The sequence below is a fragment of the Schaedlerella sp. genome (assembly GCF_056796775.1).
The window spans coordinates 80,225-105,950 of the sequence record NZ_JBQIKP010000001.1 but is presented as its reverse complement, the minus strand read 5'-3'; the positions used below and the strand labels follow the sequence as shown (position 1 = coordinate 105,950).

The following is a 25,726-nucleotide window of genomic DNA, read 5'->3' as shown; positions in this document are numbered from 1 at the left end:
ATGTGGAAGGACTATTCAAAAGGATATCTGAAACATAACAGGGCATCCGGTATTTCCGTGATGACGGCGGCTTTTATTTCTGCGCTGCTTTTGTCCCTGCTGTGCAGTCTGTTTTATAACCTGTGGGCCTATGAGGTGGAGCGGGTGAAAGCAGATGTGGGAGACTGGGAAGGACGACTCAACGGAGAGATCAGCGGGGAGGCCCTGGAGCGCATCCAAAATTACGGAAATGTGGAGAGGGCGGTTCTCCGTGAAGGGCCATCTGAGGGACAGGAGGAGATGGTAGAACTTTATTTTAAGGATAAAGGAAGTATCTTTCAGGATATGCCCCGAATTGCGGAACTGGCAGGGCTTTCGGAGAAAAATGTGACCTGCAACTATGAGCTTTTAAACCTGTACCTGATCCGGGATCCAGAAGACCCGGCCCTCCGCTGGGTGTTCCCTTTCTTTCTGGCGGTGGTTCTGTTTGCATGCCTTTCTCTGGTGATGGTCATCCACAATGCCTTTGCGGTGACCATGAATTCCAGGATCCGGCAGTTTGGTATTTTTTCCAGTATTGGAGCAACGCCGGGGCAGATCAGGATTTGCCTTCTGCAGGAGGCTTTTTGGCTCTGCGCATTGCCGATCCCGGCGGGAAATCTGCTGGGCGTTCTGTTCAGCATGGGGATCATGAAATGGACCAACGTGATCCTGGCAGATGTGGAAAGACATCTGGTACTGCCGTTTCAGTATCATCCTCTGATACTGGTCTTATCTATTCTGGTTTCCGCCGTTACTGTATGGATCTCCGCCTGGATCCCTGCATGGAAAATGGGCAGGCTCACCCCTTTGGAGGCCATCAAAAATACCGGCGAGCTGCAGCTGAAAAGGAAGCGCGATTCCCGGATCTTATCCTGTCTCTTCGGGATAGAGGGGGAACTTGCGGGAAATGCGCTGAAAGCACAGAAGAAGGCGATGCGGACCGCGTCTATTTCTCTGACCCTTTCGTTTCTGGCTTTTTCCTTTATGATGTGCTTTTTTGCGATCATGAGGATCAGCCAGAGGGAGACTTATTTTGAAAAGTATCAGGATGCCTGGGATATCATGGCAGAGGTAAAGGATACGGAGATCGACGCGTTTGACGAGTCCGATGCCCTGCAAACGCTTACCGGAGTGTGCGGCAGTGTGACGTACCAGAAGGCAGCGGCCAGACGGATCGTGACAGAAACGGAGCTCAGTGAAGAAATGCGGGCGGCGGGAGGACTGAAAAACGCGTCGGCAGAGTATGTTTCTCACGTCCCGGAGGGATGGCTGGTGAATGCGCCGCTGGTGATCCTGGATGACGACGGATTTTCAGAATATTGCAGACAGATCGGGGTCAAACCCCGGCTGGACGGCGCGGTGATCCTGAATCAGACGCAGGATGCTAGGGATCCCAATTTCCGGGAACGGCGCAGATACCCTTATCTGGCAGGAAACAGGCAGACGACCGTGCTGCGGCCGGCAGAAGCGATAACTCCGGAAAATGGAAATCGACGGGAGTCTGCGGCAGCCGAGCCTGAAGATAGCCGGGAGAGGCAGACAACAGAACCTGCGGAGACGGCGGATAGCCGGGAGAGGCAGGCAACAGAATCTGCGGGGAGTATGAATACCCGGGAGGATGGGACAGCGGAGCTGCCGGTGATCGCATATACCCGGGAAGCACCTGTTCTGCGGGAGGAATATGGGACTCTGGATTTTTATGAATTGGTGCATTTTATTCCGGTTTCTGTCTGGAAAGAGATCAAAGGGCGGATTGGCAGCCAGGAGGAAAATGTGTGGATCCGCATCCTGGCAGGGGATGAGGTAACGCTGAAAGAGCTGAATGGTGTGGAAGAGGAGGTCTCAAAACTTTTGGGAGGCAGGTATGACATTGAGATCGAAAACCGGATTCAGGACAGGATGGATAATGACAATATGATCCATGGAATGACAATGATACTCAGCGTTTTCTGCATCCTTCTGGCGTTGATCGGGATCGGGAACGTATTTTCCTATACGTTTGGATTTGTATGGCAGAGGAAGCGGGAGTTTGCGCGCCTGCTTTCTGTGGGAATGACTCTGGAGGGGATGAAAAAGGTATTCTGCGCGGAAGCTCTTGCGATTGCCGGGCGGCCGGTGCTGACTGCGCTGCCTGTGAATGCGGCGGCGGTAATCCTTTTTCTGAAGATCAGTTATCTCGATCCGATGACATTCATCCGGGAAGCGCCGCTGATGCCGATAGTCGCGTTTATACTGCTGATCTTTGGCTCTGTCGCTCTGGCATATTTTCTTGGAGCAAGGAAGGTCATGGGGAGCAGCCTGGCAGATTCCCTTCGGGATGATACGATGATGTGAATGATTACGCCGGGCCAATCGTCACTTGACTGGTCCGGCGAATTTGCATCCAGGTTTAAATCCCATGCCTTTTACAGCAGACTTTCAAAGGTATCGTAAAACGTGGGGAAGGATACATCTACACAATGGCTGTCCAGGATTTTGGTATGCCCCTCGGCAGCCAGAGCCGCAATACTGAATGCCATGGCGATTCGGTGGTCAAGAAGTGTGTGGATGGTTGCCCCATGCAGGGAATTGCCGCCCCGGATCACCATGCCGTCGGCGGTGGGGATGGCATCACAGCCCATGGCTTTCAGATTGTCGGTGACGGTTTCGATGCGGTCTGATTCTTTGACCTTCAGTTCTGCCGCATCCCGGATAAAGGTGGTTCCTTCTGACAGAGCTGCCATGACCGCGATGACCGGAATCTCATCGATCAGGGTGGGAATGATCTCTCCTTTGATCGTAATCCCGTGGAGACGGCTTGTGCGTACCAGGATATCTGCAACCGGTTCACCGCCTTCCTTCCGCTGATTCAGAAGCGTGATGTCGCCTCCCATATCCTCGCAGACCGTCAGGATTCCGGCGCGGGTGGGATTGATACCGACATTTTTGATCAGGATCTCGGAATCCGGAACCAGCAGTCCGGCGGCAATAAAATAGGCCGCCGAAGAGATATCTCCGGGCACGGTGATCTTCTGTCCATACAGCTCTTCACAGGGCCGGATCACGGCGGTGGATTTCGGGGTGCCGTCCAGAGCATGAACCGAGCGCAGATCAGCGCCGAATTCCCGCAGCATCAGCTCTGTATGGTTTCGGGACAGGCTGGGTTCGGTCACGGAAGTCTCTCCGTCCGCATAAAGCCCGGCAAGCAGGATGCAGGATTTGACCTGGGCGGAGGCCACCGGGGAATCATAGAGGATCCCGTGAAGCCGGGCCGGAGTAATGTACAGCGGCGCGCAGTCATTTCTCAGGATGCTGGAAATGTTTGCTCCCATCTGCCGCAGAGGCTCAATGATCCGCTTCATGGGACGGGAATTTAAGGATTCATCCCCGGACAGCTTGGAGTCAAAGGGCTGTCCGGCCAGGATCCCGGAGATCAGCCTTGTGGTGGTGCCGCTGTTTCCCACATCCAGAAGATTGTCCGGCGCGGTTAAGCCGTGAAGCCCTTTTCCGTGTATCAGGACGGAATCCCCTTTTTTCTCAATCTCAATTCCCAGCCTGCGGAAGCAGTCCATGGTGGACAGGCAGTCCGCTCCCTGGAGAACATTGTGTACCTCGGTGGTACCCTTTGCGATGGAGCCGAACATGATGCTGCGGTGGGAGATGGATTTGTCCCCAGGTACGGTGACCTCTCCTTTTAACCCCGTGATGTTTGTTAATTCCATAATGTATTGATCCTTTCCTGTTGATCTCTTGGGTAACATATTATACTTCATACACGATATATCGGTGCTTTTTCAGCAATTCCGTAGCTTTGGCCGAGGCGTCTTCATCGTAAAATTCAATCCGCAGAACCCCTTCTTCAAATTCCCGGTTATGGATGATGCCGATATTTTTAATGTTGACCATATTGCTGGCCAGGATGGTAGCGATGGTGGCAATCCCTCCGGCCTCATCAATGATGTCACAGTATACGGCAAACTGCTTCTTGATCGGCCCGGAAGAGCCTTCGGGCATGGAATTGCGGTAATCCCGGGAAGACTCGAAGATGGAATAGAGGGTGTGCTCCGATCCCTGATCCACCGCCTGCTTTGCGTCTGTCAGAGTTTGGATAAATTCCCCCAATATTTGGGAAATATTTCCCCTGTTTTTGAGACAGATCTGCTGCCACATGACAGGAGAAGAGGAGGCAATGCGGGTAATATCCTTGAAACCGCCTGCTGCCAGCATCTTCATCAGTTCTTCCCGGGTATCATGCTCCTTTACAAAATTGACCAGGCTTGCCGCCAGAATATGGGGCAGATGGCTGATGGCGCCGGTCACATAATCGTGCTGCTGATAGTCTAGAATGATGGGCAGCGCTTTCAGAGATTCCACGAAGGCGCGGTATGACTGCACCTGCTCTTCGGAAACCTTTACGGATGGTGTCAGGATATAGTAGGCGTTTTCGATCAGATGCGGCTTTGCATTGACGAATCCGCTTTTTTCTGACCCGGTCATGGGATGTCCGCCGATAAAATGCTCTTCCAGCCCCAGGGAAATGACTTTCTCATGGATGGAGTTCTTGACGCTTCCCACGTCCGTCAGGATGCAGTCTGGGCCAAGGACGTTTTTCACCTGGCTTAGATAGGCTGTGTTGCAAGAGACCGGGGCGCACAGGAAGATATAATCGCAGTCCCGAAAATTGTCATCAATGGAGGAGCAGGAGGTATGGATGATCCCTTCCTGTACGGCCAGGGCCAGTGTTTCTTTATTTTTATCAAATGCGAGGATCTCACAGTCGGGATGATACTGGCGGATGGCTTTTGCAATGGAGCCGCCGATCAGGCCCAGGCCGATGAAACCTGTTTTCTTTACGTGCATGTTTTATCCTCTCTTTATATTTTTTGAAATGAAAAACCAAAAATATTTTAGCATTTTAAATCGTAAAAGTAAAGGGAGAGTTGCGCCGATGGGGGAGCTGTTTTCCGGCTTACCGGGAACGGCGGCAGCTGTGGGGAATGTGAGGGGCGGCGAGGGGCGGCGCGCGGGAGAGGAAGAAGTGCGGAAGAATGGGAGTTTGAAAGAAGGAAAAGAAAAAAGATGTAGAAAATATGTGAAAAATTTATAAAAGAGTTGTAATAAGGGCAGAAGTTTAGTACAATATTTACAGAGTGTGTACGGCTGTGGTAAGAAAAAGATAAAATGAATTTGTACGGATAGCGGATGTACAGAGGAGGTTTGGACGATTCTTGGGCAGATGCGCATAAAATAGAAACAAGGAGGCAGCAGCATGAAGGTTTACAGAACGGATGAAATCAGAAACGTAGTATTGCTTGGACACGGGGGCAGCGGTAAGACGAGCCTGGTGGAGGCAATGTTATATGTATCCGGAGCTACAAAGCGTATGGGCAAGGTTTCCGAGTCCAATACGACCAGTGATTTTGATAAGGAAGAGCAGAAGCGAGGATTTTCCATCAGCACAAGCATCGTGCCGATCGAGTGGGAAAAGGCCAAGATCAATATATTGGACACCCCGGGATACTTCGATTTTGTCGGGGAGGTAGAGGAAGCGGTCAGCGCGGCGGACGCGGCGGTGATTGTGGTATCCGGTAAGGCCGGGGTGCAGGTAGGCACGGAGAAGGCATGGGAACTCTGCGAGAAGTACCATCTGCCCCGTATGATCTACGTGACAGAGATGGACGTGGACGACGCCAGCTTCCGCCAGGTTGTGGAAGACCTGACCGCAAGATACGGCAAGAAGATCGCGCCCCATTTCCAGCCGATCCGTGAGAATGAGAAGCTGGTCGGATATATCAACATCATCAAGAACGCGGGAAGAAGATATACCGGCATCGGCCAGAGAGAGGAATGCGAGATCCCGGACTACTGTCAGGAGAACCTCCAGACCCTGCGTGATTCCCTGATGGAAGCGGTGGCAGAGACAAGCGAAGAGTTCATGGAGCGGTATTTCGGCGGAGAAGAATTTTCCGTAGAAGAGATCCGCGCGGCTATGCGTACCGAAGTGATGGGCGGAGACATCGTGCCGGTGGCAATGGGCTCCAATATTGAGGCTCAGGGCGTTGCGAACCTGCTGTCCGACATCGTGCGTTTCTTCCCAAGCCCGGATAAGAGGAGCTGCGCGGGAATCAACCGGACGACCAACGACATCTTCGAAGGCAATTACGATTTCTCCAAGGCGAAGACCGCTTATGTATTCAAGACAATGGTGGATCCGTTTATCGGAAAATATTCCTTCGTAAAGGTGTGCTCCGGTGTACTCAAAGGCGATGACGTTCTTTTCAATGCAACCAGCGAGGCAGAGGAGAAGCCGGGCAAGCTGTATATCATGAGCGGCAACAAGCCGACGGAGGTCAGCGAGTTGTTTGCGGGAGATATCGGCGCTATCGCGAAGCTGGCAAATACGAAGACAGGCGATACGCTTTCCACGAAGAATACACAGGTGCTGTATACAAAGACCGAGTATTCCGTACCGTATACATATATGAGATACCGCGTTAAGAATAAAGGAGAGGAAGACAAGGTATCCCAGTCACTGGCGCGTATGATGGCGGAGGACGTGACTCTCAAGGCTGTCATCGACAGTGAGAACCGTCAGTCCCTGCTCTATGGCATGGGCGACCAGCACTTAGAGATCGCGGTCAGCAAGCTGCTGTCCAGATACAAAGCGGAGATCGTCCTAGAGACACCGAAGGTTGCCTTCCGCGAGACCATCCGCAAAAATTCCGACGTGGACACCAAGTATAAGAAGCAGTCCGGCGGACACGGACAGTACGGCCACGTGAAGATGAAATTCGAACCCTCCGGAGATCTGGAGACGCCTTATGTATTTGAAGAGGTCGTAGTCGGCGGCGCGGTGCCGAAGAACTATTTCCCGGCAGTGGAAAAGGGACTCCAGGATTCCGTGGTGAAGGGACCCTTGGCCGGATATCCGGTGGTTGGTGTGAAAGCGATCCTTTACGATGGATCCTACCATCCGGTAGATTCCTCAGAAATGGCATTCAAGACCGCTACCTGCCAGGCCTTCAAAAAAGGCTTCATGGAGGCATCCCCGGTTCTCTTAGAGCCGATCGCGTCCTTGAAGGTGACGGTTCCGGACAGCTATACCGGCGACGTGATGGGAGACCTGAACAAGCGCCGCGGCCGTGTACTGGGCATGAACCCGATCGCAGGAGGCAAGCAGGTGATCGAGGCCGACATCCCCATGACAGGATTGTTCGGATACTGCACGATTCTGCGTTCCATGACCGGCGGAAGAGGGACCTATGAGTATGCATTTGCAAGATACGAGCAGGCTCCGTCCGACGTGCAGGAAAAGGAGATTGCCGCACGCGCGGCAGCGGAAGCATAAAAAATAAATCAATACAGAAAACCTGCCAACGGCGGCTTTTCTGCATACGATGATATCCGGAACAGCAGGCAAAAGATTTGTCTGCTGTTCTCCTGTTCTCATTTTTTTGAAAAAAATGGAATTCTGTGAATAAGAATACCAGTGTGAAATTTTTTTGAATCCATATAATAATGACAAAGCTGAAAAACGGATACCAAAATCTGCGGTATTCGTTTTTGTATGTCTTTCGGACCTGTATGAAAATAACGAATCCATCTTGACTGGTCTATTTCTCAGGCTCAGTTTTTTTCTACAGCTCCTTTTTTTTCGGCTTTGGGTATAAATGGAAGATACACGTGAGAAAATGAGAACAGGAAGGATGTAAGGCGGCATGAAGAACAAAGGAATCAAAAGCATGATCCTGGCGGCAGTCTTTTTTTCCGGGCTGCTGGCTTCAGGGTGTCTGGGTTGGGCGGCGGCAGGCTATATTCCTCAGGAAGAGGTCAGCACCGTTGAGATCGGGGAGGATACGGTCCTGGTAGGTGGGATGCCCGTGGGGATCTATATGGAAACGGACGGAGTTCTCGTCTTGGATACACAGACCATCGAGGGCGTGGACGGGCTGGAGCACGATCCGGCGGGCAACCTGGTAAAATCCGGCGACTATATCGTCGGGATCAACCAGGAATATGTCAGCGGAAAGGATGACCTGATCCAGGTTCTGAAAAATCTGACCGACAAGGATGTGGTGCTGACTCTGCGCAGGGAGGATGAGACTGTGGACGTGCGTCTGGAGGCAGTGGAAAATGCTCCCAATGATTATAAGCTTGGGATCTGGGTCCGGGACAATGTACAGGGACTGGGAACCATTACCTTTCTGAACCAAAACAGCAGGTTCGGCGCCCTGGGACATGGGATCCATGACGCGGATACCAATGTGTTGATGGAGATTGAGGACGGAAGTCTTTATAAGACCAGCATCCGTTCCATATTAAAAGGTGAATACGGGATTCCGGGCAGCATGGAAGGCCTGATCGTATATAATTCTTTTAACCGGCTGGGAACCATTGACAAAAATACGGAGGCCGGGATCTACGGGGCAGTGGAGAAGATCGACGATCTGTTCCAGGAGCAGATCCCGGTACAGCTAGCCGCAAAGGAGGAAATCCACACAGGGGAGGCGGTGATCCGCTGTTATCTGGAGGATGAGATCCGGGAATATGCTGTCATGATCAACGGTGTGGACCCGGAACCGAAGGAGATCAATAAGGGAATCGTATTTCAGGTAACAGATCAGGAACTTCTCGACAAAACAGGAGGGATCATCCAGGGAATGAGCGGTTCGCCGATTCTCCAGGACGGAAAGCTTGTGGGTGCGGTGACCCATGTATTTGTCAATGACCCGACAAAAGGATATGGGATTTTTGCGGAAACGATGGCGCGCGAAGCGCGGTAGCGCGGATTTCCCGGCCGTTGGGAACAGGATCTGCGCACAGAGGAATCCTATGTTCCGGGGGGGGACGAACCGGAAACAGCCCGGATACAGTATCGACAATTTCCGGCAGAAAGCGTGTAAAAATAAGGAATCTTCGACATTACATGTCGAATCATCACGGCAAAATATCCTTGATTCTGTAATCTTGTGTAGATATAATAAAACTTGATAGTGGTAATTCTGCAGTACAGAGACCTGTCTGGAGGAAAAGGTATGGAACAATTGACCGTAGCTATCGCTGATGACAATGAGAAAATGCTGAACATGCTCGATGAGATCATCAGTCTCGACAAAGAGCTGAGCGTAGTAGGAAAAGCGAAGAATGGCGAGGAAATGTGTCAGATCATCAAAGAAAAACAGCCGGACGTTGTCCTTCTGGATCTGATCATGCCGAAAATGGATGGTCTTACCGTGATGGAACATATCAATCATGACAAATCCATGTCGAAGCCGCCATATTTCATAGTTGTTACAGCAGTCGGACAGGAAAGAATTACAGAAGATGCTTTTGATAAAGGTGCAAATTACTATGTTATGAAACCGTTCAATAACGAGATCTTATTGAACAGGATTAAGACCGTAAGAAAGGTATTTCGAGGCCACGAAAGGAGAGCAGAAGAAGTAATAGAAAATACGCAGATTCGAGAAGATGACCTGGAAAATAGAGTTACAGATATGCTTCACGAAATTGGAATACCAGCCCATATCAAAGGATATCATTATCTGAGGGATGCTATCATCATGGCCGTAGAAGATATGGATGTCCTCAACGCGATTACCAAGGTGCTGTACCCAACTGTAGCGAAAAAGTACCAGACTACTTCCAGCCGGGTCGAGCGAGCCATACGGCATGCGATCGAAGTGGCGTGGAGCCGGGGGAAGCTGGATACATTGGATGAACTGTTTGGGTATACTGTGAGTAACGGAAAAGGAAAACCGACGAATTCTGAATTCATTGCTTTGATCGCCGACACAATTCAGCTGGAGTACAAGCATAGATAAAAAAGATAAAAAATCAATTCAAAAAAACACGATTTCACCGTTCAAGACAAAATTCCCAAAAGAAAAACAAAATTTAGCCAATATTCCTGCAAGATAAATCTTTTCAATGTACGAAAAATGAGTTATAATAACAATAATCATACTATTTTGAGGAGATACTAAGAAAGGGTCAGAGGTTTGTTAGCTATGAAAAACATTTTATTTGCAGCTTCAGAATGTGTACCATTTATTAAGACAGGAGGACTTGCAGATGTAGCAGGATCCTTGCCAAAGTATTTTGACAAGGAAAGATATGACGTGCGCGTTGTACTGCCGAAGTACAACTGTATGTACCAGAAGTGGAAGGACATGCTGGAATATGTAGATCACTTTTACATGAATCTGGCAGGACAGGACCGCTATGTAGGAATTTTGAAGTGCCAGTATGAGGGCGTACAGTTCTATTTTATTGACAACGAGCATTATTTCAACGGATTTGCGCCCTATGAGGGAGATCCGAAATGGAATATCGAAAAATTTGCTTTCTTTTCCAAGGCAGTTTTGAGTATCCTTCCGGTGATCGGATTCCGGCCGGACCTGATCCACTGCCATGACTGGCAGACAGGGCTGATCCCGGTATATCTTGATAATTTCCGGTATGCGGGAGAATATTACCGCGGGATCAAGACCATCATGACGATACATAACCTGAAGTTCCAGGGCGTGTGGGATACGAAGACGGTACGCGGCATCACAGGACTTCCGGAATACTATTTTGTTCCGGATAAGATGGAAGCGTATAAGGATGCCAACCTGTTAAAGGGCGGTATCGTTTATTCCGATAAGGTGACCACGGTCAGCCAGACCTATGCCGAGGAGATCAAGACGCCGTTCTACGGAGAAGCGCTGGACGGCCTGATGAACGCGCGGTCCAATGATCTCTGCGGTATTGTCAACGGACTGGACTATACGGACTGGAATCCGGAGACAGACAACCGGATCGCAAAGAACTTCAATATTGAGAATTTCCGTAAGCTGAAGCAGATGAATAAGCTGGCCCTTCAGGAGGAGCTTGAGCTGGATAAGGATGCCCATGTGATGATGATCGGTATTGTATCCCGCCTGACAGACCAGAAGGGGTTTGACCTGATTGATTATGTGATGGACGAGCTCTGCCAGGACGCGGTGCAGATCGTGGTACTGGGAACAGGAGATCCAAAGTATGAGAACATGTTCCGCCATTTTGCGTGGAAGTACTCCGGAAAGGTTTCCGCGAACATTTACTATTCCGATGAGCTGTCCCATAAGATCTATGCTTCCGTTGATACCTTCCTGATGCCGTCTCTGTTTGAGCCATGCGGGCTGAGCCAGCTGATGAGCCTCAGATACGGTACCCTGCCCATCGTGCGGGAGACTGGCGGCCTCAAGGATACGGTAGAGGCATACAATGAGTATGAGAAGACGGGAACCGGATTCAGCTTTACCAATTACAATGCACACGAGATGCTCAATACGATCCGTTATGCAGAGCAGATTTACTATGACAAGAAGAGAGACTGGAATAAGATGATAGAGCGGGCTATGGCACAGGACTTCTCATGGAACAATTCCACGAGACAGTATGAGGCGCTCTACAGAGATTTACTGGGAGAATAATATGAAGATCATTGATAGGCTGAACGAAGATAAGATACACATTTCCTTTGAGGTGTTTCCGCCCAAGACGGATGCGGGATTTGACAAGGTACTGGACGCCACGGACAAGATTGCGGCGCTTAAGCCTTCCTACATCAGCGTGACCTACGGGGCGGGCGGAGGAACCAGCAAGAATACGGCGAGGATCGCGTCCCATATCAAGGACGATCTGGGCGTATTGAGCCTGGCTCACCTGACCTGCGCGTCTTCCACCAAGGCGGAGGTCAGGAGCGTTATCGCAAATCTCCGGCAGCTTGGAATTGAAAATATACTTGCACTTCGGGGAGATATCCCCGAAGGAATGGTATTTCCCACGGAGGATCGTTTTCGCTATGCATGGGAGCTGGTGGAGGAGATCAAAAAGTACGGCGACTTCTGCATCGGCGCGGCATGCTATCCGGAAGGCCATGTGGAGAATGAGCACAAGGCGGATGACATCCGGTTTTTGAAGCAGAAGGTAGACAGCGGAGTGGATTTTCTGACGACCCAGATGTTTTTTGACAATGATATTCATTATAATTTTTTATACCGGATCCGGGAGGCAGGCATTACGGTTCCCGTGCTTCCGGGGATCATGCCGATCACCAGCGCTACCCAGATGAAACGCAGCCAGGAGTTGTCCGGCACTGTATTTCCACGGCGTTTTCTGGCGCTGCTGGATCGGTTCGGAAGTTACCCGGAGGCGATGATGCAGGCGGGGATCGCATATGCCACGGATCAGATCATTGATCTGCTGGCAAACGGAGTAAAGAACATCCACATTTATTCCATGAACAAGCCGGAGGTGGCGGAGAAGATCATGTCGAACCTGTCGGAGATCATCCGGTGCTGAGACCGGATGCTGTCAGGAGACGCAGAAAAACCACGATACAAAAAAGACTGTCGCAGGCAGTCTTTCTGTACGTGTATTGGGAGTGTGCGGAGCATGGATCATTTGATGAGAGAGGCTGTCCGATACCTGGGATATGGAAAGCATGCGGTAGATGATCAGACACTGAGACTGATCGCGGATTCCTTCGGGAGCCTGCGTTCGGTCGGCAGCAGAAAGTCGGTCTACCGCATCTTTGATTTAGAGCAGGAGGACGGGGAGACCGTCCGGTTCGGGAGCCTGACCGTAAAGAGCAAAAGCCTGGGGAAAAACCTCCGGGGCTGTGATAAGATCGTGTTGTTCGGGGCCACCCTGGGAATCGGGGTGGATCAGCTTTTGTCCCGGACATCCAAAACGGATATGGCAAAAACCGTAGTGACGCAGGCATGTGCCGCGGCACTTTTGGAGAAGTACTGTGATGAATGTCAGGAACGGATCCGGCAGGAGATGGAGTTGGAGGGCCGGTATCTGCGGCCGCGTTTCAGCCCGGGATACGGGGATTTTCCCATAGAGTGCCAGAGGGATCTGATCCGGGTGCTGGATTGTGCCAGAAGCATTGGGCTGACCTTGACGGAGGGCTGCATGATGGCTCCGTCCAAATCGGTGACGGCTGTCATCGGGGCGGGCCGGACTGTGATCAGATGCCACAGACAGGGCTGTGAATCCTGTGAAAAAATAGACTGTATTTATAGAAGGGATACCTTATGATTAAAAATGATTTGGGAAAGAAACTGCTGTTTTTCGACGGCGGGATGGGCACGCTGCTCCAGGCAAAGGGATTGAAGCCGGGAGAACTGCCGGAGACATGGAATGTAACACACGGGGAGGAGATCATCGGCATCCATCAGGCCTATATTGAGGCCGGAAGCGACCTTGTCCTGACCAATACATTTGGCGCCAATGCCCTGAAATTCCGGGATGGAGGCTATCCGCTGCAGGAGATCATAGAACAGGCGGTCAGCCACGTGAAGGAAGCGGCCCGCCGGGCCGGGCGCGGCGTCTATACGGCACTGGATGTAGGCCCCACCGGGAAGCTGCTAAAGCCCATGGGGGATCTGGAATTTGAGGCCGCATATGAAGCCTTTAAGCAGGCCATGGTCTACGGGGAACAGGCGGGCGCGGATCTGATCCACATCGAGACGATGAGCGATACTTATGAGATCAAGGCGGCGGTGCTGGCGGCAAAGGAGAATACGAAGCTGCCCGTGTTTGTGACCGCCATTTTTGATGAACGGAAAAAACTGCTCACCGGCGCGGATGTTCCTGCCGTTGTCAGCCTGCTGGAAGGCCTGCGGGTGGATGCCCTTGGGGTGAACTGCGGACTGGGGCCGGTTCAGGTGATGCCGGTTCTGGAAGAGCTGCTGGTCTGCGCGTCCATTCCTGTGATTGTGAAGCCCAATGCCGGACTGCCGAAGCAGCGGGGCAATGAGACATATTACGATGTGAGTCCCGAGGAATTTGCGCGGACCATGAAGGACATTGTGGAAAAAGGGGCGGCTGTCGTGGGAGGCTGCTGCGGGACTACGCCGGAACATCTTGGCAGCATGATCGAAGCCTGCCGGGGAATGTCCGTTAAACCGACGGAGAAAAAAACGTTTACCGTGGTCTCTTCTTACGGGCAGGCAGTGGTCCTGGGAAAGGGATCTAAGATCATAGGGGAACGGATCAATCCCACCGGAAAGAAGAAGTTCAAGCAGGCTTTGAAGGACCATGACCTGGATTATATTTTGAAGGAAGGCATCTTGCAGGAGGAAAACGGAGCACATATCCTGGATGTGAATGTGGGGCTGCCGGATATCGATGAGACGGCCATGATGGTAGAGGCAGTGGAAGGGCTGCAGAGCGTTACCAGCCTTCCCCTGCAGATCGATACGGTGGATGTGCGTGCCATGGAAGCGGCGCTTCGGATCTACAACGGAAAGCCCATGGTCAATTCGGTCAGCGGCAAGCAGGAATCCATGGATGCGGTGTTTCCTCTCATTGCAAAATACGGCGGTGTGGTGATCGGACTGACACTGGATGAAAAGGGCATTCCGGGTACAGCTGACGGCCGGGTACGGGTGGCAGAGCGGATCATCCGGGAAGCTGCGAAGTACGGGATTGAAAAGAAGGATATCGTCATTGATGTGCTGGCCATGACCATCAGCTCGGAACCGGAAGGGGCTGCCGCGGCACTGGAGGCCATCGGGCGGGTGCGCCAGGAGCTGGGGGTGCATACGGTACTGGGGGTGTCCAACATTTCTTTCGGGCTTCCCTGCCGTCCGATCCTGAATGCCAGCTTCTATATGATGGCCATGTACGCCGGGCTCAGCGCCGGGATCGTGAATCCCTCTTCCGAGTCCATGATGGAGGCCTATGACGCATACCATGCCCTGATGGGCTTTGACGAGAACTGCAGCCGTTATGTGGAAAAATATGCGGGACGCAAAGTTCGGGGGACGTCGGCTCCGGGCGGGAGCATGGCGGCACTTGAATCCGGGGGCAGGGCTTCGGCGGGCCTTGCGGCAGGCGGCGGAGCAGATATGCTCGGCGGTGACATGAGCCTCCAGACGGTGATCGAAAAAGGGCTGAAGGAAGAGGCATACCATATTACGGAAACGCTGGTCCGGGATCAGGCCCCGCTTGATATTATCAATACCCATCTGATTCCGGCCCTGGACCATGTGGGAAAGGGCTTTGAACAGGGAACCGTATTCCTTCCCCAGCTTTTGATGAGCGCGGAGGCGGCGAAGGCGGCATTTTCCGTATTGAAGGAGCGGATTGCGGAGAGCGGGGAAGCGGCGGAAAAGAAGGAAAAGGTGGTTCTGGCAACGGTGAAGGGAGATATCCATGATATCGGAAAAAACATCGTAAAGGTTCTGTTGGAAAACTACGGCTTTGAGGTGATCGATCTGGGCAAAGACGTGCCGCCGGAACAGATCCTGGAAGCAGTCCGGGCGCAGGACATCCGGCTGGTGGGCTTAAGCGCGCTGATGACGACCACTGTGGTCAGCATGGAGGAGACCATCCGGCTTCTGAAAATGGAAGCGCCAAAGTGCAGGGTCATGGTCGGAGGAGCGGTGCTGAATCAGGAATATGCCGATATGATCGGGGCGGATTTTTATGGGAAGGACGCCATGCAATCCGTTTACTATGCACAGAAGAGTTTGCTGTGATTTTTGAAGGTTTACAAACAGAAAACGCTGTGATATGATGAAAAACAGTCGAATTGGATCAATAGGAGGATGAAACAAATGCACCAATATGGAGTGAACCAGCTGAGAAAAATGTTTTTGGAGTTCTTTGAGAGTAAGGGACATCTTGCTATGAAGAGCTTTTCCCTGGTGCCGCACAACGATAAGAGCCTGCTGCTCATCAATTCGGGGATGGCGCCGCTGAAGCCGTATTTTACAGGGCAGGAGATTCCGCCCAGGAGAAGGGTGACCACCTGCCAGAAGTGTATCCGTACGGGAGATATCGAGAATGTGGGAAAGACCGCCCGTCACGGTACATTTTTCGAGATGCTGGGGAATTTTTCGTTTGGAGACTATTTTAAAAAGGAAGCCATCGAGTGGTCCTGGGAGTTTCTGACCGAGGTCGTGGGACTGGATCCGGACAGACTGTATCCTTCCGTATATGAGGAAGATGACGAGGCGTTTGAGATCTGGAACAAAAAAATGGGGATCCCGGCAGAGCGGATCTTCAAATTCGGAAAAGGGGACAACTTCTGGGAGCATGGTTCCGGCCCCTGCGGCCCCTGCTCGGAGATCTATTATGACCGCGGAGAGAAGTACGGCTGCGGCAAGCCGGACTGTACGGTAGGCTGTGAGTGCGACCGCTATATGGAGATCTGGAACAATGTATTCACCCAGTTTGACAATGACGGCAACGGCAATTACAGCGAACTGGAGCAGAAGAATATTGATACCGGCATGGGACTGGAGCGTCTGGCATCTGTCGTGCAGGATGTGGAGTCCATTTTTGATGTGGATACCATCAAGGCACTGCGCGACCATGTGTGCAGCCTGGCAGGAAAGGAATACGGAGCCGTATATCAGAATGATGTTTCTATCCGGGTGATCACGGACCATGTCCGTTCGGTGACTTTTATGATCTCAGACGGGATCATGCCCTCCAATGAGGGAAGGGGATATGTGCTGCGCCGTTTGCTGCGCCGCGCCTGCCGGCATGGAAGGCTTCTGGGGATCGAAGGAAGCTTTCTTCCGAAGCTGGCGGAGACGGTCATTGCAGGCTCGAAGGACGGATATCCGGAGCTGGAGGAGAAGAAGGATTTTATTCTGAAGGTGATCGCGAAAGAGGAAGAACAGTTTAATAAGACCATTGACCAGGGGCTGGGAATCCTGTCCGACCTGATCGCGGAGATGGAGAAAAAGGGAGAGAGCACGTTGTCCGGAGATTCGGCATTCAGGCTCTATGATACCTACGGCTTTCCGCTGGATCTGACGAAGGAGATTCTGGAAGAGAAGAAGCTGTCCGTGGATGAGGAAGGCTTTCAGTCTGCCATGGAGGTGCAGAGGAAGACAGCCAGAGACGCCCGGGAGGTTACAAATTATATGGGAGCGGACGTGACCGTATATGAGTCGATCGACCCCGGTGTGACCAGTACCTTTGTGGGATATGACCATCTGAGCGCAGAGTCTGTGATCACGGTCCTGACCTCAGAGACCGAGTTGGCGGACGCACTGTCAGACGGAGAGGCAGGCACCGTTTTTGTAGAGGAAACACCGTTCTATGCGACCAGCGGCGGACAGGAGGCGGATACCGGCCTCATCCGGACCGGGGAAGGGGAATTCCAGGTGGAAGATACGATCAAGCTCTTAGGGGGCAAGATCGGCCATGTGGGACGTGTCGTAAAGGGCATGATCAAGGCCGGTGACCAGGCGGTGCTGGAAGTGAATGCGGAAAAACGCGCGCTGTCCGCAAGGAACCACAGCGCCACCCATCTGCTCCAGAAGGCCCTCCGAACGGTTCTGGGAACTCATGTGGAGCAGGCAGGATCCAGCGTCAACGAAGAACGGCTGCGGTTTGACTTTACCCATTTTTCGGCATTGACTGCGGAGGAACTGGAACAGGTGGAAAATCTGGTCAATGAGAGCATTGCAAAGGCATTGACCGTGGATATCAGAAATATGCCGATTGAAGAGGCAAGGAAGACCGGGGCGCAGGCCCTCTTCGGGGAGAAATACGGGGATATTGTGCGTGTCGTGAATATGGGAGATTACTCCATTGAATTCTGCGGCGGCACTCATGTAGGAAATACCTCGGAGATCATGGCGATGAAGATTATCAGCGAGACCGGCGTGGCGGCCGGTGTGCGGCGTATCGAGGCGCTGACCTCCAAAGGGCTTCTGAAATACTACGGCAGTCTGGAAGAGAAGATGCGGGAGGCGGCGAAGCTTTTAAAGGCGACACCGGAGAATCTTGGGGACAAGATTGCGCATTTGCTCTCGGAGAATAAGGCGCTCCACGGGGAAGTGGAAAGCTTAAAGAGCAAGATGGCACAGGATGCCGCAGGGGATATCCTGGACCAGGTAAGGGAAGTGTCCGGAGTGAAACTCCTCGCGGCTCAGCTGGACGGAGTGGATATGAACGGACTGCGCGACTTGGGGGACCAGCTCAAGGAGAAGCTGGGAGAGGGCGTGGTCGTTCTGGCATCCGCAAACGGCGGCAAGGTCAGCCTGATGGTCACAGTGACAGAAGGGACTATGAAGAAGGGGGCACATGCGGGCAACCTGATCAAGGCAATCGCAGGCTGCGTCGGCGGAGGCGGAGGCGGCCGTCCGAATATGGCGCAGGCCGGAGGAAAAGATCCGGCAGGCATCCCGGACGCGCTGGCAAAGGCGGCAGAGGTCCTGGAAGGACAGATCGGCTGAGAGATAGAAAAAACAGGAGAACAGCAGACGACAGATGGGTCTGCTGTTCTATAGGAATAGTCGAAGAAATATCCTATAGAACAAAGAAAACAGGATGCTGGTATTCCAGCATCCTGTCGTTTTGCGCATATTAATTATACTTCCGTTTTCTGGCCGCCTCAGACTTTTTCTTACGTCTTACGCTCGGCTTCTCATAATGCTCTCTTTTACGGATTTCCTGCTGAATGCCCGCTTTCGCACAGTTTCTTTTGAATCTGCGTAAAGCACTATCCAACGTCTCGTTTTCTTTCACGATTACATTTGACATAGACTCACACCTAACCTCCCCTCCAGCCTTGTATTGTGCATCATACGACTGTTCGGGTATATTTAGCACTACAGAAGATTATAACATATTTTTTCGTTCAGTCAACTGTTTCTTCACAAAAATTTTATGAAAGTCGTTGCATAAGCCTGTTTCACGACATTTTTTTGTGGTACCGTTGGATTTTTTGTTGACAATCGCCGGTATAGCTTATAAAATAGACAGGTAGGCAAAATGTCATATTATTCGCCGGGCGGCTTTGTCTGTCCGGCTATTTATGTTGAGGAGGTAATGTTGAGTATGTCATATGTTGATGAAGTCATTGAATCAGTTGTGAAGAAAAATCCGTCAGAGCCGGAGTTTCATCAGGCTGTGAAGGAGGTTCTGGAATCTCTTCGTACCGTTGTGGAGGCGAACGAGGAGAAGTTCAGAAAAGACGCTCTTCTGGAAAGACTTGTAGAGCCGGAGAGACAGTTTAAGTTCCGCGTACCGTGGGTAGATGACAATGGACAGGTCCATGTCAATACAGGTTACCGTGTACAGTTTAACAGTGCGATCGGACCTTACAAGGGGGGACTTCGTCTTCATCCATCCGTGAACCTGGGAATCATCAAATTTTTGGGATTCGAGCAGATTTTCAAGAATTCCCTGACAGGACTTCCCATCGGAGGCGGAAAAGGAGGCTCTGATTTTGACCCCAAGGGAAAATCAGACAGAGAAGTGATGGCTTTCTGCCAGAGCTTTATGACAGAACTCTGCAAATATATCGGGGCGGATACGGATGTACCTGCCGGGGATATCGGAACAGGCGCGAGAGAGATCGGATACATGTTCGGACAGTACAAGCGGATCCGCGGACTGTTTGAAGGCGTCTTGACAGGAAAGGGCCTGACCTACGGCGGTTCTCTGGCGCGTACGGAAGCGACCGGATACGGGCTGCTCTATCTGACCCAGGAGATGCTCAAGCTCAACGGCATCGACATTGCCGGCAAGACCGCGGCTGTTTCCGGTTCCGGAAACGTAGCCATCTACGCAATCGAAAAGGCACAGCAGCTGGGCGCAAAGGTGGTAACAGCCAGCGATTCCAACGGCTGGGTTTATGATCCAGATGGGATCGACGTTGCGGCGCTGAAGGAGATCAAGGAAGTGAAGCGCGAAAGACTGACCTCCTACAAGAGCTATCGCCCGAATTCCGAATATCACGAGGGAAGAGGCGTATGGACCGTTAAGGTTGACATTGCCCTGCCCTGCGCGACCCAAAATGAGCTGCACTTAGAGGACGCTAAGGCGCTGGCGGCAAACGGATGTATTGCTGTTGCGGAAGGCGCGAATATGCCGACCACCATGGAAGCAACCGAGTATCTGCAGCAGAACGGGATCCTGTTCGCTCCCGGAAAGGCAGCCAATGCAGGCGGTGTGGCAACCTCCGCTCTGGAGATGTCCCAGAACAGCGAGCGTCTGAGCTGGTCCTTTGAAGAGGTGGACGCGAAGCTGAAAGACATTATGATCAATATCTGCCATAACATGGCTGACGCGGCTGAGAAGTACGGATGCAAGGGCAACTATGTGGCAGGCGCGAATATTGCCGGATTTGAGAAGGTTGTAGAGGCAATGACTGCACAGGGGATCGTGTGATCCGGATGAAGTGTGTTGAGCTTTTCCGCGAAAGCGTGCATCCGATACGAATCTGATGGATCATTACCGAGTCAGACCTGCTCATTCGATAGGGCGGGCCTGACTCTCTTTCATAGTCAGGCCATGCTAAAATCCATTCTCTGATCGGCTGAATGCTTTTCAGAAAAGTGCAGGGCATTGTGGATCACAGGCTATGACATCAGGGTCAAACGGCCATGTTTGATATTGAATGCTTGCGGAAACGCTGCCTGCAGCAGGATTTCCGTTTGAAATGACCTTTTGCCCCTGATATCATATTATAAATTTTGATGATATTGTAAAAGATAAAGGGTAACTCTGTAATAAGGAGGATTTCATATGAGTGAATATTATCAATTACCGGGCAGGGAGGTTCTGAAAAAGCTGAATGGTTCCGAGGAGCCGCTGACGTCCCAGCAGGTCCGGGAGCATCAGGAGAAGTACGGGCGAAATGAACTGGCGGAAGGGAAAAAAGAGACGATCCTGCACATTTTCCTGGGGCAGTACAAGGACTTTCTGGTCATGATCCTGATCGCCGCGGCAATTGTGTCCGGTCTGTTGCGGGATGTGGAGAGCGCGGTTGTGATCCTGGTCGTGATTACCATCAACGCGGTTCTGGGAACCCTGCAGACCGTGAAGGCGGAGCAGTCGCTGGATAGTTTGAAAAAGCTGTCTGCGCCGGAGGCAAAGGTCATGCGGGACGGCAATCTCGTCCAAATCCCATCTGCGGAGGTGACGGTCGGGGACATTGTATATCTGGACGCGGGGGACTATATCCCTGCGGACGGCCGGATCCTGGAGTGTGCCAGCTTAAAGACCGATGAAAGCGCCCTCACCGGGGAAAGCCTTGGAGTTGAGAAAAGCACCGAGCCGGTGAAGGGGGAGGTTTCTCTTGGAGACCGCACGAATATGGTCTATTCCGGCTGCTTTGCGACCTATGGAAGAGCCTCCTTTGCGGTGACTGCCGTCGGGATGGAGACAGAGGTGGGCAAGATCGCGGGACTTTTAAACCAGACCTCTCAGAAGCAGACACCTCTGCAGATCAGCCTGGATCAGTTCGGGAAGAAGCTGTCCATCCTCATCCTGATCTTCTGCGGTATTTTGTTCGGAATCCAGGTGATGCGGGGTGGAGACGCGGGAGACGCGTTTTTGTTTGCGGTAGCCCTCGCGGTAGCGGCGATCCCGGAAGCATTGAGCTCTATTGTGACCATCGTGCTTTCTTTCGGGACGCAGAAGATGGCTAAAGAGCATGCCATCATCCGGAAGTTGCAGGCAGTAGAAGGGCTGGGCAGTGTGTCTGTCATCTGTTCCGATAAGACGGGAACTCTGACCCAGAACCGGATGACAGTGGAAGATTATTATGTAAACGGGATCCGGATCCCTGCGGAAGGGATTGATCTGGAAAATCCTCAGGAAAGCATGCTGCTTCTGAGCAGCATCCTCTGCAACGACGCCTCCAACGCGGAAGGGGCGGAGATCGGGGATCCTACAGAGATTGCGCTGATCAACCTGGGAGATCGGTTCGGACTCTATGCATCCGGCGTCCGGGAAAAATATCCCCGGTTCGGGGAGAATCCTTTTGACAGCGACCGGAAGCTGATGTCCACCCAGCATGTGATGGAGGACCGGCCCACCATGCTTGTCAAAGGCGCGGTCGATGTGCTGCTTGAACGGATGACCCATATCCAGACGGATGAGGGGGTGCATCCATTGACGGAAACGGACAGGGAAAAGATCCGAAACCAGAATCAGGAATTTTCCAAAGAAGGGCTTCGGGTGCTGGGATTTGCCTATAAAGAGATTCTGGTCGGCCATGAGATTACACTGGAGGATGAATATCATCTGACCTTTATCGGGATGATCGCCATGATGGATCCGCCCCGGGAGGAATCAGCAGAGGCTGTGAAGCAATGTAAGCAGGCCGGGATCCGGCCGATCATGATCACCGGGGACCATAAGGTGACGGCAGCGGCCATTGCAAAACGGATTGGTATCTTAAAGGATGATTCTGAGGCCTGTGAGGGTTCGGAGATGGATTCCATGTCGGATCAGGAGCTGAGGGATTTTGTGGAAGATATCTCGGTCTATGCCCGGGTGACGCCGGAGCATAAGATCCGGATCGTAAAGGCATGGCAGGACAAGGGCTATATTGTGTCCATGACCGGGGACGGCGTGAATGACGCTCCGGCGCTGAAACAGGCGGATATCGGAGTGGCAATGGGGATCACCGGGAGCGAGGTGTCCAAGGATGCGGCCTCTATGGTGCTGACGGATGACAATTTCGCGACCATAGTCAAGGCAGTGGAAAACGGGCGGAATGTATACCGGAATATCAAAAATTCCATCCAGTTTTTACTATCTGGAAATTTCGGAGCGATCCTTGCGGTGCTGTATGCGTCTGTCGCGGCGCTTCCGGTTCCCTTTGCGCCGGTGCATCTGCTGTTCATCAATCTGCTGACAGACAGCCTTCCGGCAATCGCGCTGGGACTGGAGCCTCATACGAAGGACGTGATGGACGAGAAGCCGCGGCCGGTCGGGGAATCCATCCTGACGAAAGCATTTTTGCAGAAGATCGGCATTGAGGGCTTATCTATCGCGGTAACTACCATGGCCGCATTTTATATCGGAAACCATTTTGGCAATGCGGTGCTGGCAAGCACCATGGCATTCGGGACACTGTGTACGGCACGTCTGGTCCATGGGTTCAACTGTAAGGCTGACATGCCGGTGGTGCTTTCGAAGAAATTGTGGAATAATAAGTATCTTCTGGGGGCATTTGCTCTGGGGCTGTGTCTGATCACGGCAGTTTTGATGATCCCGGCGTGCAGCGGAGTATTTCAGGTGCAGACTCTGACAGGGACACGGCTTCTGATCGTGTATGGACTGGCGGCGCTGAATCTGCCGATCATACAGATCATCAAGATGGTCCGCGTCAAAATGAAGAAGTGATTCGTGCGGCCGCAGGGAACTGTAGGAAAATAACTTGTGCAGATCTTACTGGATATTTCCGTACAGTTCCCAGGTACGGAAACAATATAAAAAAGGACTGTCGGAAATCGTGTATTTCTACAATATATTTCGAATGATATATATTAAAAATACGTCATTTCCAGACAGTCTTTTTTGTTCACTTTACTGTGTCAGGTGTACCGTTTGATGGTCTCCTTGAGTACATATTTTTTATCGCTGTACCGGTCAAAGATATAGCTGTTTGCCTTGTGCTCCAGTTCATCCGGCAGCGGCTCCAGCCGGACCTCTGCCCCATATTTTCGGATCAGTGCCTTTTCCAGCAGATAATCGCATACGTGAGGATTCTTCGGCAGGAGCGGACCATGGAGGTAGGTGGCGATCACATTTTTGTAAACGACCCCTTCGCAGCCGGATTTTCCGGTATTTCCCAGACCGAAAAATACCTTTCCGAAGGGGGTGTGGTTTCCAATATAGGTGCGTCCCCCGTGGTTTTCAAAGCCCACTACAGGCCGGTCGAATAAGGGGCTGTTCAGGATGATATTGCGGATCATCCGTTCCGGTTCCCATTCCGTATAAATGTCCAGAACCTCCAGACCTTCGATGGTCTTTTTTTCTGTTTTGTAGTACCGTCCCAGGAGCTGGTAGCCGCCGCAGACAGCCAGTACCACGCCGTTGTTTTCTACATAGTCCTGGAAATCAGTTTTGATGCTCTGCAGATACTGGCATACCAGCTCCTGCTCCCGATCCGACCCACCGCCCAGGAGCACGATGTCCAGCTTGTGAAAATCAATGCTGTCGCCGGAGAGGAACGGGATCACCTCTGCTTCCATGCCGCGCCATTCCAGACGCTTGCGGAAGCACTGGATATTGCCCCGGTCTCCGTAAAGGTTCAGCAGGTCGGGATATAAATGCCCAATGGTCAGCTTTTTCATGATTCTCCAGCCTCCTTCCGGTTGTCGTCCATTCCGGTCAGCAGATGATTGGTTCGGTAGAGACCGGAATAATTTACGATCAAATACAGATTTTTCGTGCCAGCCGTTGTCAGTGTTTCAATCGTACCTTTCAGATCCGTAGTGGAACCGCAGTCGATATCCTCGTATTTGAGCCGCAGTCCCATATCATGCCGGCGTGTGCCGTTGGTGGTGATGGTGGCTGCGTTGGCATCTGCCAGGTACTGGAAATCTACATCCCACAGCCAGGAAATGTCTTCGCCGTCCTGGTAGGTGTCGTTGATCTGGATGATCACGTCCTTGGGAGCCGGATCCTTTAACACTAGGGAGATCTTCTGCTGGAAGCCGATGGGGTTTTTCGCCAGATGGAGCTGGACCCGGGCGCCGTGGATGGTAAAGATGCTCTCCCGGTTATTGCCGTAATCAAAGGCTTCGATCATTTCCTGAAAATGTCCTGTGGGCGCGTCAAGCGCCATCAGAGCGGCATAGGCGGACAGGGTATTGTAGATGTTGTAGGGCGTCCTAGCGGTAGAATTGATTCGCGTCCCGTCCATATCAAAGGAATAAACCTCATCGTGAAAGTCCACATTGGCCGCCGTATAATCCGGATCGGGACGTGAGAGCCCGCAGGCAGGGCAGTGGTAGATGCCAAGCTGCCCATAGTGGAAAAATTCGTAATCCAGCTTCTTTCCGCAGGAGCGGCAGAAAATACTTTCCCGGATCTCTGAGCGGGAGATCTCGTCAAAGATCTGCTCATTGATGCCGTAGGTGACATAAGAGTTCTTGCTTTCCGCAGCCAGAGTGTAGGAGAGCACGTCATCGCAGTTGATGATGAGGGTACTGTCCGGAACGCTGGTGACGGCGGTTTTTAATTTTTGAAAGGTAATGTCTACCTCACCGAAGCGGTCCAGCTGATCACGGGAAATGTTGGTCAGCAAGGCGCAGTCCGGCTTTAACTGGGGTAGAACACGTACGGACGCGATCTCATCGCACTCAATGCAGGCGTAATCCGCGTCCAGCACACCATGCCTGTCCGTAGCCAGGACGAATGCGGATATGATGCCGTTGAGCATGTTGGCTCCGGTGCGGTTGATGATGACCTTCTTGCCCTCTGCTTTCAGGGCGTGATACAAGATACTGTTGGTGGTGGTCTTCCCGTTGGTCCCCATGGTGACAATGGTCTTTTCGCGGACCATGCCGGACATGGCGGAGAGGATCTTGGGATCAATCAGGCGCGCAACGTAACCGGGAAGGGTGACGCCGCTTCCCCGGTTCAGCTTTTTGATCAGGGCACTGGTGGCCTTGGCGCAGGTAATGGCCAGTTTGCTTCGTAAATTCATGGTTATTCTATCCTCTTTGTAGATTATTGGTAACTCTGTATATTATACGGGAAGATGCAGGAGAAAACAAGGGATAAATTGTTACAGGCCGCAGCTTCGTCAGATGTGGTTACTGGTCACACCTTGACCAGGCGTACCCAGTAACTCAGGTCGTCATATAAAATTGCCTGCGGCAATGGACGTCCTGAATACCAGCTTTTATGTGCATCCTTCCGACCAATCAGCGTGGTGATTGGTCGGGGTGTGACATGTAATCAGATGTGCCATATG

The 25,726-nt window shown here is 52.0% G+C and carries 17 protein-coding genes; 12 read left to right on the top strand and 5 right to left on the bottom strand.

Annotation, left to right across the window (positions count from 1 at the left end; genetic code table 11):
• Positions 1-2,355 (top strand): ABC transporter permease, encoded by a 2,355-nt coding sequence (locus ACTOY7_RS00445; protein WP_300883953.1) that lies wholly within the window; start codon positions 1-3, stop codon positions 2,353-2,355.
• Positions 2,356-2,426: 71 nt separating this feature from the next.
• On the opposite strand, the gene aroA is transcribed toward ACTOY7_RS00445, so the two are convergent.
• Positions 2,427-3,722: a 3-phosphoshikimate 1-carboxyvinyltransferase gene (gene aroA / locus ACTOY7_RS00440; RefSeq protein WP_300883956.1), complete on the bottom strand. Its 1,296-nt coding sequence runs from the start codon at positions 3,720-3,722 to the stop codon at positions 2,427-2,429.
• Positions 3,723-3,762: 40 nt separating this feature from the next.
• Positions 3,763-4,860 (bottom strand): prephenate dehydrogenase, encoded by a 1,098-nt coding sequence (locus tag ACTOY7_RS00435; protein ID WP_300883959.1) that lies wholly within the window; start codon positions 4,858-4,860, stop codon positions 3,763-3,765.
• 88 nt (positions 4,861-4,948) lie between these two features.
• On the opposite strand from ACTOY7_RS00435, the gene ACTOY7_RS00430 reads away from it, so the two are divergent.
• The 9 genes from ACTOY7_RS00430 to alaS all read left to right on the top strand — a co-directional run bounded on the left by ACTOY7_RS00430 (position 4,949) and on the right by alaS (position 18,239).
• On the top strand, positions 4,949-5,107 hold the full coding sequence (locus ACTOY7_RS00430) for a hypothetical protein (RefSeq protein WP_160281490.1): 159 nt from the start codon (positions 4,949-4,951) through the stop codon (positions 5,105-5,107).
• A gap of 162 nt (positions 5,108-5,269) precedes the next feature.
• Positions 5,270-7,348, top strand: a complete 2,079-nt coding sequence (locus ACTOY7_RS00425) for an elongation factor G (protein WP_160281491.1) — start codon at positions 5,270-5,272, stop codon at positions 7,346-7,348.
• A gap of 370 nt (positions 7,349-7,718) precedes the next feature.
• Positions 7,719-8,783 (top strand): SpoIVB peptidase S55 domain-containing protein, encoded by a 1,065-nt coding sequence (locus tag ACTOY7_RS00420; protein ID WP_300883962.1) that lies wholly within the window; start codon positions 7,719-7,721, stop codon positions 8,781-8,783.
• 252 nt (positions 8,784-9,035) lie between these two features.
• Positions 9,036-9,824, top strand: a complete 789-nt coding sequence (gene spo0A, locus ACTOY7_RS00415; RefSeq protein ID WP_160281492.1) for a sporulation transcription factor Spo0A — start codon at positions 9,036-9,038, stop codon at positions 9,822-9,824.
• A 186-nt stretch (positions 9,825-10,010) separates the two neighbouring features.
• Complete coding sequence (glgA, locus tag ACTOY7_RS00410; protein ID WP_160283085.1) at positions 10,011-11,459, top strand: glycogen synthase GlgA; 1,449 nt, start codon at positions 10,011-10,013, stop codon at positions 11,457-11,459.
• A 1-nt stretch (position 11,460) separates the two neighbouring features.
• Positions 11,461-12,330 (top strand): methylenetetrahydrofolate reductase [NAD(P)H], encoded by an 870-nt coding sequence (gene metF, locus ACTOY7_RS00405; protein ID WP_300883965.1) that lies wholly within the window; start codon positions 11,461-11,463, stop codon positions 12,328-12,330.
• Between the two features lie 93 nt (positions 12,331-12,423).
• The gene (locus tag ACTOY7_RS00400; protein WP_160283083.1) at positions 12,424-13,074 is read left to right on the top strand and encodes a vitamin B12 dependent-methionine synthase activation domain-containing protein; all 651 of its coding nucleotides are present in this window, start codon (positions 12,424-12,426) and stop codon (positions 13,072-13,074) included.
• The gene (locus tag ACTOY7_RS00395) at positions 13,071-15,521 is read left to right on the top strand and encodes a homocysteine S-methyltransferase family protein (protein WP_394684311.1); all 2,451 of its coding nucleotides are present in this window, start codon (positions 13,071-13,073) and stop codon (positions 15,519-15,521) included. The genes ACTOY7_RS00400 and ACTOY7_RS00395 overlap by 4 nt, the downstream gene beginning before the upstream one ends.
• Before the next feature lie 78 nt (positions 15,522-15,599).
• Entirely contained in the window at positions 15,600-18,239 is a 2,640-nt protein-coding gene (gene alaS, locus ACTOY7_RS00390) for an alanine--tRNA ligase (protein WP_482671032.1), read from the top strand.
• 130 nt (positions 18,240-18,369) lie between these two features.
• Here alaS and rpsU read toward each other — a convergent pair whose 3' ends face one another.
• Positions 18,370-18,546, bottom strand: coding sequence for a 30S ribosomal protein S21 (rpsU, locus tag ACTOY7_RS00385; protein WP_004054229.1), 177 nt, complete (start codon positions 18,544-18,546; stop codon positions 18,370-18,372).
• A gap of 297 nt (positions 18,547-18,843) precedes the next feature.
• On the opposite strand from rpsU, the gene gdhA reads away from it, so the two are divergent.
• Complete coding sequence (gene gdhA, locus ACTOY7_RS00380; protein WP_160283080.1) at positions 18,844-20,178, top strand: NADP-specific glutamate dehydrogenase; 1,335 nt, start codon at positions 18,844-18,846, stop codon at positions 20,176-20,178.
• A 357-nt stretch (positions 20,179-20,535) separates the two neighbouring features.
• Positions 20,536-23,145, top strand: a complete 2,610-nt coding sequence (locus ACTOY7_RS00375; protein ID WP_394684309.1) for a cation-translocating P-type ATPase — start codon at positions 20,536-20,538, stop codon at positions 23,143-23,145.
• A gap of 191 nt (positions 23,146-23,336) precedes the next feature.
• On the opposite strand, the gene ACTOY7_RS00370 is transcribed toward ACTOY7_RS00375, so the two are convergent.
• Both ACTOY7_RS00370 and ACTOY7_RS00365 read right to left on the bottom strand, forming a co-directional pair.
• Positions 23,337-24,098 carry a type 1 glutamine amidotransferase gene (locus ACTOY7_RS00370; RefSeq protein ID WP_300883977.1) on the bottom strand — a complete coding sequence of 254 codons (762 nt, stop codon included), beginning with the start codon at positions 24,096-24,098 and terminating at the stop codon, positions 23,337-23,339.
• Positions 24,095-25,456 carry a Mur ligase family protein gene (locus ACTOY7_RS00365; RefSeq protein ID WP_482671031.1) on the bottom strand — a complete coding sequence of 454 codons (1,362 nt, stop codon included), beginning with the start codon at positions 25,454-25,456 and terminating at the stop codon, positions 24,095-24,097. The genes ACTOY7_RS00370 and ACTOY7_RS00365 overlap by 4 nt, the downstream gene beginning before the upstream one ends.
• Positions 25,457-25,726 lie beyond the last annotated feature (270 nt).